The organism is Pandoraea pneumonica (assembly GCF_049918595.1).
GTDB lineage: Bacteria > Pseudomonadota > Gammaproteobacteria > Burkholderiales > Burkholderiaceae > Pandoraea > Pandoraea pneumonica_A.
Map to the genome: position 1 here is coordinate 157,204 of NZ_JBNCRZ010000007.1, position 16,519 is coordinate 173,722.

General features: G+C 62.8%; 15 protein-coding genes and 1 riboswitch. Of the genes, 4 read left to right on the forward strand and 11 right to left on the reverse strand.

Features of this window, described 5'->3' with window-relative positions; genetic code table 11:
- Positions 1-5 precede the first annotated feature (5 nt).
- Genes mlaD through ACPWR9_RS23750 form a run of 3 tightly spaced genes read right to left on the reverse strand, consistent with a single transcriptional unit; the run spans position 6 to position 2,201 of the window.
- On the reverse strand, positions 6-569 hold the full coding sequence (mlaD, locus tag ACPWR9_RS23740) for an outer membrane lipid asymmetry maintenance protein MlaD (protein ID WP_426301297.1): 564 nt from the start codon (positions 567-569) through the stop codon (positions 6-8).
- A gap of 55 nt (positions 570-624) precedes the next feature.
- Positions 625-1,392: a lipid asymmetry maintenance ABC transporter permease subunit MlaE gene (gene mlaE / locus ACPWR9_RS23745; protein ID WP_426301299.1), complete on the reverse strand. Its 768-nt coding sequence runs from the start codon at positions 1,390-1,392 to the stop codon at positions 625-627.
- Complete coding sequence (locus tag ACPWR9_RS23750) at positions 1,389-2,201, reverse strand: ABC transporter ATP-binding protein (RefSeq protein WP_426301421.1); 813 nt, start codon at positions 2,199-2,201, stop codon at positions 1,389-1,391. Before ACPWR9_RS23750 ends, mlaE begins: the two co-directional genes overlap by 4 nt.
- A 269-nt stretch (positions 2,202-2,470) precedes the next feature.
- On the opposite strand from ACPWR9_RS23750, the gene ACPWR9_RS23755 reads away from it, so the two are divergent.
- The gene (locus tag ACPWR9_RS23755; protein ID WP_426301301.1) at positions 2,471-3,025 is read left to right on the forward strand and encodes a GNAT family N-acetyltransferase; all 555 of its coding nucleotides are present in this window, start codon (positions 2,471-2,473) and stop codon (positions 3,023-3,025) included.
- A 2-nt stretch (positions 3,026-3,027) separates the two neighbouring features.
- Here ACPWR9_RS23755 and ACPWR9_RS23760 read toward each other — a convergent pair whose 3' ends face one another.
- Genes ACPWR9_RS23760 through ACPWR9_RS23775 form a run of 4 tightly spaced genes read right to left on the reverse strand, consistent with a single transcriptional unit; the run spans position 3,028 to position 6,442 of the window.
- On the reverse strand, positions 3,028-4,257 hold the full coding sequence (locus ACPWR9_RS23760; protein WP_426301303.1) for a thiamine phosphate synthase: 1,230 nt from the start codon (positions 4,255-4,257) through the stop codon (positions 3,028-3,030).
- The gene (locus ACPWR9_RS23765; protein WP_426301305.1) at positions 4,254-5,096 is read right to left on the reverse strand and encodes a thiazole synthase; all 843 of its coding nucleotides are present in this window, start codon (positions 5,094-5,096) and stop codon (positions 4,254-4,256) included. Before ACPWR9_RS23765 ends, ACPWR9_RS23760 begins: the two co-directional genes overlap by 4 nt.
- Before the next feature lies 1 nt (position 5,097).
- Positions 5,098-5,295: a sulfur carrier protein ThiS gene (gene thiS / locus ACPWR9_RS23770; RefSeq protein WP_150682331.1), complete on the reverse strand. Its 198-nt coding sequence runs from the start codon at positions 5,293-5,295 to the stop codon at positions 5,098-5,100.
- A gap of 16 nt (positions 5,296-5,311) precedes the next feature.
- Complete coding sequence (locus ACPWR9_RS23775) at positions 5,312-6,442, reverse strand: FAD-dependent oxidoreductase (protein WP_426301307.1); 1,131 nt, start codon at positions 6,440-6,442, stop codon at positions 5,312-5,314.
- Positions 6,443-6,581: 139 nt separating this feature from the next.
- Positions 6,582-6,708, reverse strand: a riboswitch (TPP riboswitch).
- Between the two features lie 273 nt (positions 6,709-6,981).
- On the opposite strand from ACPWR9_RS23775, the gene ACPWR9_RS23780 reads away from it, so the two are divergent.
- The 3 genes from ACPWR9_RS23780 to ACPWR9_RS23790 all read left to right on the forward strand — a co-directional run bounded on the left by ACPWR9_RS23780 (position 6,982) and on the right by ACPWR9_RS23790 (position 11,152).
- A complete protein-coding gene (locus tag ACPWR9_RS23780) occupies positions 6,982-8,790 on the forward strand; it encodes an ABC transporter ATP-binding protein/permease (protein ID WP_426301309.1) in 1,809 nt (602 codons plus the stop codon).
- Positions 8,791-9,010: 220 nt separating this feature from the next.
- A complete protein-coding gene (locus ACPWR9_RS23785; protein WP_426301311.1) occupies positions 9,011-9,751 on the forward strand; it encodes an SDR family NAD(P)-dependent oxidoreductase in 741 nt (246 codons plus the stop codon).
- Between the two features lie 141 nt (positions 9,752-9,892).
- On the forward strand, positions 9,893-11,152 hold the full coding sequence (locus tag ACPWR9_RS23790; RefSeq protein ID WP_150682334.1) for an MFS transporter: 1,260 nt from the start codon (positions 9,893-9,895) through the stop codon (positions 11,150-11,152).
- 206 nt (positions 11,153-11,358) lie between these two features.
- On the opposite strand, the gene ACPWR9_RS23795 is transcribed toward ACPWR9_RS23790, so the two are convergent.
- From ACPWR9_RS23795 to ACPWR9_RS23810, 4 genes are all read right to left on the reverse strand, one after another.
- Positions 11,359-12,309 (reverse strand): SMP-30/gluconolactonase/LRE family protein, encoded by a 951-nt coding sequence (locus tag ACPWR9_RS23795; RefSeq protein ID WP_426301313.1) that lies wholly within the window; start codon positions 12,307-12,309, stop codon positions 11,359-11,361.
- The gene (locus ACPWR9_RS23800) at positions 12,306-13,130 is read right to left on the reverse strand and encodes an NAD-dependent epimerase/dehydratase family protein (RefSeq protein ID WP_426301315.1); all 825 of its coding nucleotides are present in this window, start codon (positions 13,128-13,130) and stop codon (positions 12,306-12,308) included. The genes ACPWR9_RS23795 and ACPWR9_RS23800 overlap by 4 nt, the downstream gene beginning before the upstream one ends.
- A 134-nt stretch (positions 13,131-13,264) precedes the next feature.
- Positions 13,265-14,575: an MFS transporter gene (locus ACPWR9_RS23805; protein WP_426301318.1), complete on the reverse strand. Its 1,311-nt coding sequence runs from the start codon at positions 14,573-14,575 to the stop codon at positions 13,265-13,267.
- A gap of 452 nt (positions 14,576-15,027) precedes the next feature.
- Complete coding sequence (locus ACPWR9_RS23810; RefSeq protein ID WP_426301320.1) at positions 15,028-16,494, reverse strand: glutamate synthase subunit beta; 1,467 nt, start codon at positions 16,492-16,494, stop codon at positions 15,028-15,030.
- Positions 16,495-16,519 lie beyond the last annotated feature (25 nt).

A 16,519-nucleotide genomic window follows, 5' to 3' on the forward strand; every position in this document is an offset into this window, starting at 1 on the left:
TTCTTTTATTTTCCTTGGTTAGCCGTTGCCCCTTGCCCCGGCGCGGCAGCCGGTGCAGCTGGCGCCGCCGGTGCTGCCGGAGCCGCAGATGCGCTCCCCGGTTGAGCCCCGCCGGCATCCGCCGCCTTGTTATACAGGAACTGGCCGATCAGGTTTTCCAACACAATTGCAGACTGCGTGAGCGTGATCGTATCACCGGCTTTCAACATTTGATCGTCACCCCCGGGTTCGAGCCCGATGTACTGCTCGCCGAGCAGGCCCGAGGTGAGAATCTTCGCCGATGAGTCTTTCGGAAACTTGTACTGCGAGTCGATATTGAGCGTGACGCTGGCCAAATAGCGTTTGTCGTCGAACTGAATCGACGCCACGCGGCCAACCACCACGCCCGCACTCTTGACCGCCGCGCGCGGCTTGAGTCCGCCGATATTGTCGAAGCGCACGGTCACCGGGTAGGTGCTCGAGAACGACAGCGAACTCATATTGCCCGCCTTGAGCGCGAGAAACAGCAGCGCCGCGAAGCCGAGAACCACGAACAGGCCGACCCAAAAGTCGAGGGGGTTTTTTTTCATTGTGTCAGTGTGCGCAATCAGTCTGTGTATGTCTTAGGCGATGCCGCCCGGCGGTTTAGCTGAACATCAACGCCGTGAGCAGGAAGTCGAGCGCCAGCACGGCAAGCGACGCCTGCACCACCGTGCGTGTCGTCGCGCGCGAGACACCCTCCGGCGTCGGCTGGGCTTCAAACCCCTGATACAACGCGATAAAAGTCACGGCGATACCAAACACGACGCTCTTGATCACGCCGTTGGCGACATCCGCCCAGACGTCGACGCCGCCCTGCATTTGCGACCAGAACGCACCGCTGTCGACGCCGATCATTTGCACGCCGACCAGATAACCGCCGAAGATGCCGACCGCAGAGAAAATCGCCGCGAGGATCGGCATCGCGATCACCCCCGCCCAGAAGCGCGGGGCGACGACGCGCGCGATCGGATCGATCGCCATCATCTCCATCGCGGTCAACTGTTCACCGGCTTTCATCAAACCAATCTCAGCCGTGAGCGAAGTGCCCGCGCGTCCGGCAAACAAGAGCGCGGTGACCACCGGGCCGAGTTCGCGCACGAGCGAGAGCGCCACGAGCAACCCGAGCGCCTGCTCCGAGCCGTACTTGTTGAGCGTGTAATAGCCTTGCAGCCCCAGTACGAAGCCGACGAACAAGCCCGAGACCGCAATGATCACGAACGAGTAGTTGCCGACAAAGTGGATCTGATCGGTGACCAGACGCGGGCGGCGCAGTAACGCAGCGCTCGAGCGCAGCATGCGCAGGAACAACCGCGCGCCATAACCCAGACGCTCGACGTGGCTCCGGACAAAACTGCCGATCGCCGTAATCATGCGCGTCCTCCGATACCGAAGTCTTCCGCCAGCGGCAACGCGGGGTACTGAAACTTCACCGGGCCGTCCGGTTGGGCGTCGATGAACTGACGCACGGTCGGGTCCTGCGATGCCCGCAACTCGTCGGGCGTGCCCTCGGCCCCGATACGGCCTTCGGTAATGAAATAGATGTAATCGGCGATAGCAAAAGTCTCTGCGACATCGTGCGACACGATGATCGACGTGGCGCCCAACGCATCGTTGAGCTTGCGAATCAGGTTCGCCGTAATCCCCATCGAGATCGGGTCGAGACCGGTGAACGGCTCGTCGTACATGACGAGGTCCGGATCGAGCGCGATCGTGCGCGCCAAGGCCACACGTCGGGCCATACCACCCGAAATTTCGGCCGGCTTCATGTCACGCGCGCCACGCAGGCCAACCGCGTTGAGCTTCATGAGCACCAGGTCGCGAATCATCTCTTCGTCGAGACGCGTATGTTCGCGCAGCGGAAACGCCACATTGTCGAACACCGTCATGTCGGTGAAGAGCGCGCCGAACTGAAACAGCATGCCCATGCGGCGGCGCAACTTGTACCAGCCGTCGTGATCGAGCGACGCGACATCGGTGCCATCGAAATCGACGGTGCCCTGACTGGCGTGCACCAGCCCGCCGATCAGGCGCAGCACGGTGGTCTTGCCGCAGCCGGAACCGCCCATGACCGCAATGACCTTGCCGCGCGGAAACCGCATATTCAGCCCGGAAAGGACGAGACGTTCGCCATAACCGAAGCTAACGTCGCGCAATTCGAGCAGATTTTCCGTATTCGGGATAGGCACGTTTCGGGTCTTATAGTGCGGCGCAAAACGCCAATTATAGGGGGGAATGCTGATCGATGCCGTCCAAGGGGAGGCAGTGACAGGCAGTCCTGGCAGTTGCCCGCGGGATTTTACAGGCGGCTGGCTCGCCCCGCAGAATCTCGTTCCAATGGCTGTAACGAGGAAAAACGTAACCGTGCCAAGGACTTACGAGTCACCTGCCCCGCGCGGGTGTTGCGCAGTTGCTACAATATGCCGCTTTGGGCAATAAACCATTGATTGTTATGAAGTCTGTCCCGCCAGCCGACGAGGTCCGCCCACCGGCGTTGGCCGCGCAATTCCAGACACGTCCGATGCTTGCTGCCGACCTTCCCCAAGTGTTGGCGGTGCAAGCGCAAGCCTACGGCGATGTGATGTTGGAATCGGAAGCCACGCTCGGCTCCCGGCTGGCACTGTCACCGGCCACGTGCTGGGTGGCGGTGGATGAGGCGGCCATCGTTGCCGGTTATCTGTTCACGCACCCGTGGCGACTGGCCGCCCCGCCGCCGCTCGATACCGTGCTCGACGCCCTGCCCGACGCCCCCGACTGTTGGTACGTCCACGACATGGCGTTGGCGCCCCGTACGCGAGGCGCGGGCGTCGCCGCCCGGCTGTATGCCGCCGCATTGGCCTCGGCCCAGTCGTTGGGGCTCGATGCGTCCGCGCTCGTTGCGGTGCAGCAATCCCAAGGTTTTTGGGCGCGTTTCGGGTACGCAGCGGCGACGGATGTCTCGCCGCTCATCGCGTCGAAGCTAGCCGGGTACGGCGACGGCGCGGTGTTCATGACGCGCACTTTGTAACGTCACCCTCGCTTCGCAAACTCCTGCTGCATCCCCTTCACGGCAGCAGCCACATCGGCAGCCTCAGTCACGGCACGTACGACAGCCGTGCATCCCACGCCGGTCTCGAGCACCTGCGGCAAGTTCTGCGCATCGATGCCGCCGATGGCGACGAGCGGGTAATGCGGCGCAATCAACTTCACATAACGCGCCAGCTTGGCCAACCCCTGCGGCGCCGTCGCAATCACCTTAGTCGTCGTCGGGAACACCGCCCCCACGGCCAGATAGCTCGGACGGAAGTGGTGTGCCGCCAGAATCTCGTAATAGCCGTGCGTGCTGACGCCTAAGCGCATGCCGCTCGCGTGCAGCGTTTGCACTTCGTCGGCCGAGAGCGCCGCCATGTCTTCCTGCCCCAGATGCACGCCGTAAGCGTCCGCCTGCATCGCTTCGCGCCAATGGTCGTTGATGAACCATGCGCTGTCATGCGTCACGCGCTTGCCTGCTGCAACCGTACGCGCAATCTCCGATTTGAGTGCAGGATGCGCCGGATCTTTAACGCGCAGCTGCACGGTGCCGACCTGCAAGTCGGCCATGCGCTCACACCAATCGGCATTGGGCAGCACGGGATACAACCCGAGCCTTGTCGGGCACTCGGGAAACGCGCCGGGACTCGGCGCTTGCCCAACCACGGTCGGGAACGTCGCCAGCACGGTCGGCCAATCGCCCAACGCGTCGGCGTCTTCCGCACGCGCGTGGCTGCCATCGGTACGCCAAGCACGACCTAGGACGAGCGCATCGTGCGGTGCGAAACCGCAGTCGAGAAACGCCGCAAACGCCGAGAAGAACGCGGGATCGTCCACGCCCGCCACGCGATAGATTTCGCCGTCGGCATATAACGTGTCTTCCACGCCGCCGCGCGGCAGTGCGCGCGTGCACAGCACCACGGCACCCGCTGCACGCCACACGTCGATCTGCACTGACGTGCCGGTATCCAATGCCCCTTGCGGCGTCAGCGGCCACCAGAACACATCGCCTTTCGCGAACCCGCCCGGTGGCACTTGCGCATGCAGACGCCATTGCGCCGTGGTGCGCGCGTCCGGCCACGGGGCAAGCCGCGCACGGATGGCCGCAGCCGCCTGTTGCCACGCGAGCGCGAGTGGCGCGTCAGCGGGCAGACACTGCACGTGAGTCAGCGGAAATAAGTCGTGTGTGCGCGCGGACGTGGGCGCCGCAGCGCGGGCGGGCATCGTCATGAATAGTCCTTGTCGTGCCAGAACGGCACGCCGACCACCGGCGTGCTGGCTTCGGCGCTTTCACGCTCGGCCATCGGCCCGGCGAGCCACGCAGCACGTCCGGCCTTGATCGCGGTCGCAAACGCACCGGCCATCTCGACCGGCTGCGCCGCCAGTGCCACGGCGGTGTTCAGCAGCACGCCGTCAAAACCCCACTCCATCACCTGACACGCGTGCGACGGCAGGCCAAGACCGGCATCGACGATGAGTGGCGTGTCTGGCAGGCGATCACGCAACAACCGCAGACCATACGGATTGATCACGCCCTTGCCGGTGCCGATCGGCGCGCCCCACGGCATGAGCGCCTGACAACCCACGTCGAGCAGGCGGCGGCACAGCACCAAGTCTTCGGTGCAATACGGCAGCACTTTGAAGCCGTCGCGAATCAGTTGCTCCGCCGCAGTGACAAGACCGAACGGGTCGGGTTGCAGCGTGTAGTCGTCGCCGATGAGTTCGAGCTTGATCCAGTCGGTTTCGAACACTTCACGCGCCATCTGCGCGGTAGTGACAGCTTCCTGCACCGAATGGCAACCGGCGGTGTTGGGCAGCACTGGCACGGCGAGGCGGCGCAGCGTGTCCCAGAAGTGACCTTCCGACGTTTGCGAGCCCGAGAGTTGCCGACGCAGGGCGACCGTCACCATGCCGGGACGTGCCGTGTCGATCGAATCGTTGAGCGCCTGCAACGACGGATAACGCGAGGTGCCGAGCAAGAAGCGGCTGCCGAAGCGGGTGTCGTACAGCGTGAGCGCGTCGCGCGCGCTGCCTGCGGCCAGGTTGGCCGACTCGGTAAGTGCATTCATTTCAGCCTCCGGCGACCGGTTGCACGACGTCGACTTTGTCGCCCTGCGCGAGTTGGCGCGCGGCGTATTGCGTCTTGGGGACGAACTGTCCGTTCACGGCGGCCGCGAAGGGCGGCTTGGCGCCGTAAGCGGCGAGCGCTTCGGCAAGCGTCGCCGCATCGGCCACGCTCAGCGTCTGTTGATTGATCTGAATATCCATTACGTCGTGTTCCCTTTCAAGCCCGGCGGAACAGGTCCGGCCACGGCCGGCTTGCTCGCCACGTCTCCCAATCGAGCGCATGCTCAACGCCGGTTGGCGCGCTCTTCGTTTGCAACAAGGTTTGCGCCAGTGCGCAGGCTTCGCCGGTCACTGCCGGGGCCAGCAAATAGCCATGGCGGTAAAGACCGTTCACACGCAGCAGCCGGTCGCCGTCCCACTGCACGCGCGGCAGGTGATCGGGCAGCGCCGGTCGGCAGTTGACGTTTAGCTCGACAATGCGCGCCTCACCAAACGCCGGGTTAAGCGAATGCGCCGCCGAGAGCAGTTCGAGCGCGGAGCGCACGGTCATCGGCGACATGTCTTCCGATTCGAGTTCGGTCGCGCCGATCACGTAGAGATCGTTCTCTTTCGGCGCGATATAGATCGGATAGCGCGGATGCAGCAACCGCACAGGGCGGCGCAGGCCGATACCCGGCGCGTGAATGCGCACCACTTCGCCGCGCACACCGCGCAGTCGGGTGAGCGCGCCGCGTGCACCGAGACCCCGGCAGTCGATGACGAGACCGGCGTCGGGGTACGCCCCCTCGGCAATCTCGGTGTTCCAGTGAAGTTCGGCCCCGGCTTTCGCGAGTCCGGCGGCCAGCGCGCGCAGCAACTGGCGGTTATCGAGCTGGCCCTCATTGGGCAGCAGCCAGCCTTCCTGAAAGCGGCCAGCGAGCGCAGGCTCGACATCGGCCAACTGCGGGCCAGCGATACGCTCGACGCCGCCACGCAGCAGTTCGGGCGGCGCGTTGGCGCGCATGCGACGGTCGAACATGACGGCTTCGGCGCGATCGGGCTGATGCCACACGACCAGCGTGCCGTTGCGTTGGAAGAAGACGTGCTCGGGCAGTCCGTCGATCAGGCCGGGCCAGCGCTCGAGCCCGACGGCCCCCATTTCGACAATGCTCGGTTCAGCGACCGCAGCTTCGGCCAACGGCGCGAGCATCGCGGCGGCGACCCAGCCCGCGGCGGACGAACCATCGGCGTCGCCACGCTCGTAGAGCGCGACGCGGGCACCCGCACGAATCAGTTGCCACGCAACGAGACGGCCGGACAGCCCGCCGCCGAGGACGGCAACATCAGGGCGTGAAGTTGCGGGGCTCATACGCGCAGGGCTGCACACGTGGCGGCGTGCAGGCACAAGGGGGAATTCGATGGAATCTGTGGAAGGTAATGCGCGGGGTGCATGGGGTCCTTTCCTCATGAAAGCAAAAGGACGAAACGGTGCCAGGCACCTTACCCCACTGGAGGAGTCGGAAACTTCCCACGCCGGTATTACCCGGGTCGGGTGCAAAGGGTCTCTCTCAGCCCCGCATTTCGTCACGCATGGTACACACCCGCGTTCGATACGGAGCACCCCTGTTTCGCCCGGAGCCATTACAACATAGATGCCGACGCCCGTGCAAGCAGGCTTCCCCGGCGGGTGGACGCTCGCGGCGTCTCGTTTTTTGACGTTTTCCCAGGCGTTGTAACAGCGCGTAAACTGAAATTCGGCGTGACATGTGCCCTGGGCCGGGATTCGTGCAACACACTGATAACGACGGCGGTCAAACGAACCGTTGAGCACTGGTGAAACGCCGCCATGGCGCCACCGGGCACTCCCCATAACACGTTGCACCACTGCGGCAACGCCGCCAGACGATCATGGCCCACACGCCGACGCCACCCGTGCCGCCCTCCCCGCCGGAGGGTTCGCCGCCCTCGGACGCTGCCGCAACGGCAACGCCTGCCCCTACGCCACCGAAATCGCCCACGGCATGGCAGTTGATCCGCCCGTATTGGATCTCGGAGAAACGCTGGGAGGGGCGCCGTTTGCTGCTGTTAGTGGTGGCGCTGAATCTGGCGGTGGTGTTCATCAACGTGCGACTGAACGCTTGGAATGCGCGTTTTTACGACGCCCTCGACAAGCGCAACTGGCCGGTCTTCACGTCATCGCTGATGGAGTTCGCGGTCCTCGCGTTCAGCTTCATCATCATCGCGACGTTTCGCACGTACTTCCGGCAAATGCTGGAAATCAAGTGGCGGCAGTGGGTCACCGATACGAATCTGACGAAGTGGTTCACACGTCAGGCGTATTACCGCATCGAGCGCGATCACCTCGCCGACAACCCCGACCAGCGTATTTCGGAGGACATCCGCACGCTGGTGAGTTCGTCGCTAGCGCTCTCGCTCGATTTGCTCACGACGCTGGTCTCGCTGTTCTCGTTTGTGACGATTCTCTGGACGATCTCGGGCGCGGTGTCGTTTGCGCTTGGCACGATGAACGTGACGATTCCGGGCTACATGGTCTGGGTCGCGGCGCTCTACGCGGTGGTCGGCTCGTTCTTCATCTTCAAGGTCGGCCGTCCGTTGGTCGGGCTGAGCTATCGGCAGCAACAGGTGGAAGCCGACTTCCGTTTTCTGCTGGTGCGACTGCGTGAAAGCTCGGAGCAAGTCGCGCTGTATCGCGGCGAAGGCGCGGAGCTCTCGCGCCTGAAATCGGCGTTCGGTGCCGTGCGCGATAACTGGTGGCAGATCATGGTGGTCACGAAGCGGTTGATTTTCGCGAACTCGATTTACGGTCAGATCGCGATCGTGTTTCCGATCATGGCCGCTGCGCCGCGCTATTTCGCAGGCGCCTTCACGCTGGGCGTGCTGATGCGGATCATCGATGCCTTCGGGCAAGTGAGCGACGGATTCTCGTGGTTCGTGAACAGCTTCACGACGTTGGCCGATTGGAAAGCGACGATCAACCGGTTGCGTGAATTCACGCGCGTGATCGATGAACCGCCGCGTGCTGGCGGCATTGCGGTGGTCCCCGCCAATGACGGTGCCGCCCCCGCGTACACCGCCACCGATCTGCAACTCGCACTCCCCAATGGAACGCCGCTCGCCGATGTCGGCTCATTCGCCTTCGCGCGCGGTTCGCGCTGGCTGGTGCGCGGACGCTCCGGCTGCGGCAAGAGCACGATGCTGCGTGCATTAGCGGGCCTCTGGCCGTTCGGCAGCGGACGCATCGATATTCCCGCCAACGCTCGCGTCCTGTTTCTCTCGCAACAAAGCTATCTGCCGATCGATACGCTCAAAGCCGCGCTCGCGTTTCCGTCACCTCCAGAGACTTTCTCCGACGAGCAATGCCGCGACGCACTCGCCGCCGTCAATCTCGGGCAGTACAGCGACGATTTGCAAACGGTCGCGCATTGGGCACGACGCCTCTCCGGCGGCGAACAACAACGCCTCGCCGCCGCACGTGCGCTCCTGCAAAAACCCGACTTCCTCTTCCTCGACGAAGCCACTAGCGCACTCGACGTTGAAACGGAAGAAGCCGTGTACGACGCGCTTCACACCCACCTCCCCGACACCACCATGGTCAGCGTCGCTCACCGCGAGACGCTCAGCCGTTTCCATCAGCACACCATGACGTTGCATCCCGTCGAGGAGATTTCTCCACCGCGTGCCGTTGGCGCGGCTTAGCCTCCCGCTTAGGGGCAGCTTAGGGTGCCGCTCGGCACCCTTTTTCAACATCCCTACAACGGTATTGCGCGCGACTTTGTTCACTTCCTAATTAATATTGACGCAGCTATTCCACCCCTTTCCCCCTTTGGCATAATCACACGCACCCTCCGCTCTACCCGGGTCCATTGTGATTACCCCAACTTCTCCCTCTGACTCACCCGTCAGACGCACTGTCGTCGTGACCGGTGCCGCTTCAGGTATCGGGGCCGCCATCGCCCGACACATCGCCTCACCCGAAACACAACTCCTGCTGCACACTCGCGGCGCCTCCACCGAAAGCCAACAACGACTCGCCGACGTTCGCACCACGTGCGAATCGCTTGGCGCTCGCTGCGCGGTATGGCTCGGCGATCTCTCTGATGTGTCCGCCGCCGCACGATTGATCGATGCCGCACACGACGCCTTCGGGCCGGTGGATCAGATCGTCAGCAACGCAGGCTTCGCCACACGACAGTCCTTCGCCGACATCGACGACGACGCGCTTGCCCGCACGCTTGCTGCCATGCCCGGCACCTTCGCAGCGCTCCTGCGCAGCGCCTTGCCCGACCTGCAACGCTCATCTCGCGCCAGCATCGTGGCTGTCAGTTCATTCGTCGCGCACCGGTTCGCGCCAAATGCAGCCGGGTTTCCCGCGACCGCTGCCGCGAAAGCCGCCATCGAAGCGCTCGCGAAAAGCGCCGCAGCGGAGTACGCGCGCGCAGGCATCACGATCAATTGCGTCGCGCCCGGCTACACCCGCAAAGACGGCGGACACTCCGCTATGGACCCCGCCGCCTGGCAACGCGCCGCCGACGCCACCCCCACCGGCCGCCTGTGCGAACCCGACGACGTCGCCGCACTCGCGGCGTTCCTGCTCGGTCCCCACGCACGCCAAATCACAGGACAAGTGATTCACGTCGACGGCGGCCTCACGATTTAAGGACTCAGAGACAAACACCTTGCGACGGCATAGGTGAGCGCACCACGCGGGACATGCAGGACATGCAGCACACGTAGCAAACGCGGCACTCGCAGCACACGCACACATAACGACAAGTACACGATTCACCGAGGAGTCTTCATGGCATTCTTTTCCTGGTTCAAGGAACTCAATACGAAGGAACGCAAAGCCCTATATGCGGGCTTCGGCGGCTACGCCGTCGACGCGTTCGACTTCATGATCTATTCGTTTCTCATCCCCACACTGATCGCGGCATGGGGCATGACGAAAGGCGAGGCCGGCATGATCGCGACCAGTTCGCTGATCTCGTCCGCCGTCGGCGGCTGGCTCGCTGGCATCCTCGCGGACCGCTACGGGCGCGTTCGCGTCCTGCAATGGACGATCGCCACGTTCTGCCTGTTCACGTTCCTCTCGGGCTTCACGAACTCGTTCTGGCAACTGCTCATCACGCGCACGTTGCAAGGCATCGGCTTCGGTGGGGAATGGACGGTGGTCACGATGATGATGGGCGAAATGATTCGCTCGCCCCAACACCGCGCGAAAGCGGTCGGCACGGTGCAAAGCAGCTGGTCGGTGGGTTGGGCCGCTGCCGCACTGCTCTACTGGTTCTTCTTCGCGGTGCTCGATGAAGGCACGGCGTGGCGCGCCTGCTTCTGGATCGGCATTCTGCCCGCCGTGTGGATCACGTATGTGCGCCGTAATGTGTCGGATCCCGAAATCTTTACGCAAACGCGCAAGAAGATCGCCGAGGGCAAGCTGCAAGGGAATTTCACGCAGATCTTTTCGCCCGAACACCTGAAGACGACGATTCTCGGCAGCCTGCTTTGCTCGGGCATGCTCGGCGGTTACTACGCCATAACGACGTGGCTGCCCACGTATTTGAAAACCGTGCGCGGTCTGTCAGTGTTCAACACGAGCGCGTATCTGATCGTGCTGATCGTCGGCTCGTTCGTGGGCTATATCGTCGGCGCGATTCTCTCTGACAAACTCGGCCGTCGCGGCGCGTTCATCTTCTTCGCGATCGCCTCGTTCGTACTCGGCATGGTCTACACGATGCTGCCGATTACCGACAGCGCCATGCTGTGGCTGGGCTTCCCGCTGGGCATTGTGGTGCAGGGCATTTTCGCGGGCATCGGCGCGTATCTCACGGAGTTGTATCCGAACCATATCCGCGGCTCTGGCCAGGGCTTTTGCTACAACCTCGGACGCGGCATCGGCTCGTTCTTCCCCATCGCCGTGGGCACGCTCGCCCAGACAGGCTCGCTCGTGAAAGCCATTGGCCTCGTCGCCGGTGGCGGCTATCTGCTGGTGGTGGTTTGCGCGCTGCTGCTGCCCGAGACGCGCGGCAAAGCACTCACAACGCCGGACTTCACGCACTGATCGCATCACGCACCGCCCGGCAACACACGTGCCGGGCGCGACGCTCTGTGCCCTGAATGGCAAAACGGGATGCCGAAGGCGCGAACCACTGCGCCGTCGACATCCCGTTGCCTCACCGTGCCGCCGCCCGAACCACAGCGGCGGCGCCGGAACACTACCGCGGTACGCGCCACTTTTGCGCGGCGTCGCGACCGTCAGACCCCCGCCTACACACCCGCAACCGGCCCCGCCTGCAACACGCCCGCGTACGGCGTTTCCGGTAATCCTTGCACGCCGCATCGCACGGCAAACACGTGACCATCGTGCTCGTTCGCATTCGCCCCGGGGCGGATGGACGTGACGAAAAGCGTATCGTACTCCCGTCCGCCAAACGCGCACATCGACGGCTTGGACACCGGCAACACGATCTCCCGGTCGAGCACACCCGCAGGCGTGAACCGCAGCAACCGGCTGCCGTCGTTGGCGCATGTCCAATAGCATCCGTCGGCATCGACGGCTGCGCCATCGGGTCGGCCCGGATACCGATTCATGTCGACAAACAAGCGCTGCCCGCTGATCGCGCCGCTGTCGATATCGAAGTCGAACGCCCACACGAAGCGTCGCGTCGGATGCGAATCGCTCAAGTACATCGTGCGGCCATCGGGCGAAAAACCCAGACCGTTCTGTGTCACCAGACCATCGACCAGTGGTGCCGATAATTTGCCTTCGCCATCGAAGCGGAACAGCGCACCGGCATCGCTCGCTAACGACATGTCCTGCACCATCGTGCCCGCCCAAAAGCGGCCCTGCCGATCGCACCGCCCATCGTTGAAGCGCATGCCCGGCGCCGGAAAAGCCGGGGCCGCGAGGCGATGAAACTGCGCGGTGTCGACGACTTCCGAATCGCCCAGACGTACCGCAAACACCCCCGTCTCGGCACCGGCGAGCAACGTGCCCGCGGCGTCGAACGTGAAGCACGCGACCTGCTCGGGGAACGTCCACTGTCGATGCGCGCCATCGGACGGCGTCAGCCGGTGGAGTTGTTTTGCCGGGATGTCCACCCAGTAAAGCGCCTGCTCGTCATCGCGCCACAGCGGACTCTCGCCCACGGCATGCGGCGCAACGCGCGAAGGCTCAAGACGCTCGATGTGCTCGATGCGTTCGATCGACACGCTCATGCCTTCGGCTCCATCGGCCCCATCAATACGAACGGGCCGCCCTGATAGCGTTGCGTCCAGTCATCGAGTTGCGTGTCGGGTGCCTTCGCCGGGAACAGGCCCGCGAACTCGGCAGAACTGTCTTGCGGACGGTAGCCCAGGAACGATGCCTTGGTGTTGTCGACCCACAGCGTCGGGTTATCCGACACGCCGTAGACGATGGCATGGCCCACGCGGTTGGTGAACAACGAGCAACGCACCAATTCGGCCAGATCGCGATAGCTCAGGTAGGTGACCATCATGCGCGGGTTCTTCGGCTGCTCGAACGACGAGCCAATGCGCAGGCACACGGTCTCGAGACCAAAGCGATCGTAGTAGTAGCGCGACAAGTCTTCACCGAAACATTTCGACAACCCGTACATGCCATCGGGACGATGCGGAGCGTCGGTGTCGAGCACTTCGGTGACTTCATGGAAGCCAACCGCATGATTGGAGCTCGCGTACACGATGCGCTTCACGCCCTGCTTCTGCGCCGCGCTATACACGTTGTATAGGCCAAGAATATTGGCTTGCAGAATGTCGTCGAACGGCGCTTCGACGGAAATACCGCCCAGATGCACGAGGGCGTCCACGCCTTCGAGCAGCGCATGCACTGCCGCGCGATCCGCGAGATCGACTTGCATGGCTTCTTCATGCGGCGCGTCGGCGCTCACCGGCACGATGTCGCTCACGCGAACGATGTCGGCCCACTCGGCAAGCTTGCCGCGCAATTGTTTGCCGAGGTTGCCCGCCGCGCCGGTCAACAACAGACGGCGGAAGGGTTTGCCGGAAGTCTGGCTCATGTCACTCCTTGTTCATCGGTAGATCGCAATGCCTTCGTCGACGGACTCGTCGGCGCATCGCCACAACGAAATCGACACTGCGCCGCTCCCCCGTCAAGGCGTGCGGCGCAGTGCCCATCAACTATCGGTGCCGCTCACGCATTTGCCGTGCGCCCCACCTCCATACGCTGCGCCGGAGCCGGCGTGGCCGTGCCGGTGATGTGCGGCTTGACCACGGTCCACAAAATGACCGCGCCAATCAAGTCGCCCAGACCCAGCGCCACGAAGAACGGTGCATAACCAACAGCCGTCACGAACGCGCCGATCACCAGCGTGAACAGCAGGTTGCCGATACCGGCGGACAAGCCCGCCAGCCCGGTCACCGTCGCCACTTCGTTACGCGGGAACAGGTCGGCCGACATGGAAATCACGCTGATGGAAAGCGTCTGGTGCGCAAAGCCGCCAAGGCATAACAGGAAGATCGCCATCATCGGATCTTTGACGAAGCCCACGCCGCACATCGCCGTCATGATGATCGCGCCGATGGTGAACACCACGCGCTTGCCGTTGAAGATGGTGATCTTGAAATGCTTGTTGAGCCACACGGAAATCGTGCCACCCATCAGGCAGCCGATGTCGGCCGCCACGAACGGCAACCACGCCGTCGCCGCAATCGTCTTCAAATCGAATCCACGCGCCTGACTCAGATAGAGCGGCATCCAGAACACGATGGTGCCCCACACCGGATCGGCAAAGAAACGCGGCAGTGCGATGCCCCAGAAATTGCGCTGACTCAGGATCGCACGCAGATTCGGTTTGCGCGCGTCTGCGGCGGCATCGACGGCATTGCCTTCGTTGATGTAATCCGATTCGGCTTGCGTGAGCGCCGGATGGTCGGTCGGGTGACGGTAGAACGCGAACCACAGCACGCCCCACACCAAGCCCATCGCGCCTGCGATCACGAACGCGGTTTCCCAGTTGTAACGCAGGATCGACCAAGCGATCAGCGGCGGGGCGAGAATCGCGCCGATGGACGTGCCGATGTTAAAGATGCCCGCCGCGAACGCGCGCTCTTTCGACGGAAACCAAAACGCCGCGGCACGCATGCCCGCCGGAATGAACGAGGCTTCGGCCAATCCCAGCAAACCGCGCAGCACGAACAGGCCGACCCAGCCATCTGCCAGACCGTGCAACATGCACACGATCGACCACGCCACACCGCACAACAAGAAGCCCAAACGCAGGCCGATGCGGTCCATCAGATAGCCCGTCAACGGGGCGCCGATCGGGTACAGCACAAGGAATGCGCCGGTAATCCAGCCGTATTGCTGGGTGGTAATGTGGAGATCCTTCATTACCGTGGGGGCGGCAACGGCAAGCGAGCTGCGCGCAAGGTAGTTCATGACCGTGCCAAGTGTCAGCAGTCCGATCATCCACCAGCGCAGGCCTTTGATCTTCAGTGCCATGATGGTTGTCTCTCTCCGTGGTTTTTTTGTTGCGAGTGCATGGCTCGCATGGAGAGGCATCCTACGTGAGACGATGTACGATGACAATGCCTGTTTATGGCGTATACGGATAATCCCTAGTGTTTCGACGACGTCCGCATCGACGCGCCATACGCCTTACCAGTATTGAAGTTTGCACATATTGGGAAGGATTTCCCACATGTTGCCGAGTCGCAAAGATGTTTTGTTGTATGACGTCTTATATTTAGCGATTTACTGAATTTTCCGGCAGTGCGGGCATGGCACCCGACAGCACTCTCGCAAGACGAATAGGCAAGAAAAAACCGCCCGGACGTTGCCGTCCGGACGGTTTCTCCACAGCGACGCAGCTGCCTACGGCTGCGCCCCCTCCTCTCAAACCCAACTACACAACTACACACCCCGTATTTGTGGTTTTGGCAGGCATAACTCGCTTAGCGCGGCAGTTCCGAATGTCCCATCAGGAACTCGTCGACTGCGCGAGCACACTGACGGCCTTCGCGAATCGCCCAGACCACCAGCGACTGACCGCGACGCACGTCACCGGCGGCGAACACCTTCGGCAGATTCGTCGTGTAAGCACGCTCGCCTTCGGTCGAGGCACGCACGTTGCTGCGCGCATCCTTGTCCACGCCGAACGCGTCGAGCACGGTCTGCACCGGCGAGACGAAGCCCATCGCCAACAGCACCAGATCGGCCTTCAGCTCGAACTCCGAACCGGCGATTTCCTGCATCTTGCCGTCCTTCCATTCGAGACGCACGGCGATCAGCTTTTCGACCTTGCCGTTCTTGCCTTCGAAGCGCTTCGTCGCCACCGACCAGTCACGCTCGCAACCTTCGTCATGGCTCGACGACGTGCGCAGCTTGGTCGGCCAGTACGGCCACACCATCGGCTTGTTTTCTTGCTCGGGCGGTTGCGGCAGCAGCTCGAACTGCATCACGCTCTTCGCGCCATGACGGTTCGACGTGCCCACGCAATCCGAACCCGTGTCGCCGCCGCCAATCACGATCACGTTCTTGCCCGTAGCCAGCATCTGGTTCGCCAGCTTGTCGCCCGCGTTGACCTTGTTCTGCTGCGGCAGGAACTCCATCGCGTAATGCACGCCTTCGAGCTCGCGGCCCGGCACCGGCAAATCGCGCGGCTGTTCTGCACCACCGGCGATGACCACGGCGTCGAACTGCGCTTGCAGTTGATCCGGCGAAATCGTCTCTTTCGAGAAGTTGTTGATCGTCGCGTCCGGCGCGTCCTTGCCGATGTACACGCCCGTGCGGAAGGTCACGCCCTCGGCTTCCATCTGACGCATGCGGCGATCGATCAGCCACTTCTCCAGCTTGAAGTCGGGAATGCCATAACGCAGCAAACCACCGACGCGATCGTTCTTTTCGAACACGGTCACATCGTGACCGGCGCGCGCCAGTTGTTGCGCCACGGCCAAACCCGCCGGGCCCGAACCGACCACAGCGACCGTCTTACCGGTCTTGTGCTTCGCCGGTTGCGGCTCGACCCAGCCTTCGCTCCATGCCTTGTCGATAATCGCGTGCTCGATCGACTTGATGCCCACAGCGTCGCTGTTGATGTTCAGCGTGCAAGCCGCTTCACACGGCGCCGGACAAATACGACCCGTGAATTCCGGGAAGTTGTTCGTCGAGTGCAACACGGCAATCGCCGACTTCCAATCCTGGCGATACACCAGATCGTTGAAGTCAGGAATGATGTTGTTGACCGGGCAACCGTTGTTGCAGAACGGGATGCCGCAATCCATGCAGCGTGCGCCCTGAACTTTTGCCTGATCGTCGGAGAGCGCGAGCACGAACTCCTTGTAATGCTTAACCCGTGCCAGCGGTGCTTCGTACGACTCGCTCTGGCGCTCGAATTCGAGAAAACCTGTGACCTTGCCCATGTTTCTTCAGTCGGAAAGTTTTGTG

Excerpts from the sequence above, each read along its gene's own strand:
- mlaD (WP_426301297.1), bottom strand. The coding sequence starts at position 569 with ATGAAAAAAAACCCCCTCGACTTTTGGGTCGGCCTGTTCGTGGTTCTC.
- mlaE (WP_426301299.1), bottom strand. The coding sequence starts at position 1,392 with ATGATTACGGCGATCGGCAGTTTTGTCCGGAGCCACGTCGAGCGTCTG.
- ACPWR9_RS23755 (WP_426301301.1), top strand. The coding sequence starts at position 2,471 with ATGAAGTCTGTCCCGCCAGCCGACGAGGTCCGCCCACCGGCGTTGGCC.
- ACPWR9_RS23760 (WP_426301303.1), bottom strand. The coding sequence starts at position 4,257 with ATGACGATGCCCGCCCGCGCTGCGGCGCCCACGTCCGCGCGCACACAC.
- ACPWR9_RS23765 (WP_426301305.1), bottom strand. The coding sequence starts at position 5,096 with ATGAATGCACTTACCGAGTCGGCCAACCTGGCCGCAGGCAGCGCGCGC.
- thiS (WP_150682331.1), bottom strand. The coding sequence starts at position 5,295 with ATGGATATTCAGATCAATCAACAGACGCTGAGCGTGGCCGATGCGGCG.
- ACPWR9_RS23775 (WP_426301307.1), bottom strand. The coding sequence starts at position 6,442 with ATGAGCCCCGCAACTTCACGCCCTGATGTTGCCGTCCTCGGCGGCGGG.
- ACPWR9_RS23780 (WP_426301309.1), top strand. The coding sequence starts at position 6,982 with ATGGCCCACACGCCGACGCCACCCGTGCCGCCCTCCCCGCCGGAGGGT.
- ACPWR9_RS23790 (WP_150682334.1), top strand. The coding sequence starts at position 9,893 with ATGGCATTCTTTTCCTGGTTCAAGGAACTCAATACGAAGGAACGCAAA.
- ACPWR9_RS23795 (WP_426301313.1), bottom strand. The coding sequence starts at position 12,309 with ATGAGCGTGTCGATCGAACGCATCGAGCACATCGAGCGTCTTGAGCCT.
- ACPWR9_RS23800 (WP_426301315.1), bottom strand. The coding sequence starts at position 13,130 with ATGAGCCAGACTTCCGGCAAACCCTTCCGCCGTCTGTTGTTGACCGGC.
- ACPWR9_RS23805 (WP_426301318.1), bottom strand. The coding sequence starts at position 14,575 with ATGGCACTGAAGATCAAAGGCCTGCGCTGGTGGATGATCGGACTGCTG.
- ACPWR9_RS23810 (WP_426301320.1), bottom strand. The coding sequence starts at position 16,494 with ATGGGCAAGGTCACAGGTTTTCTCGAATTCGAGCGCCAGAGCGAGTCG.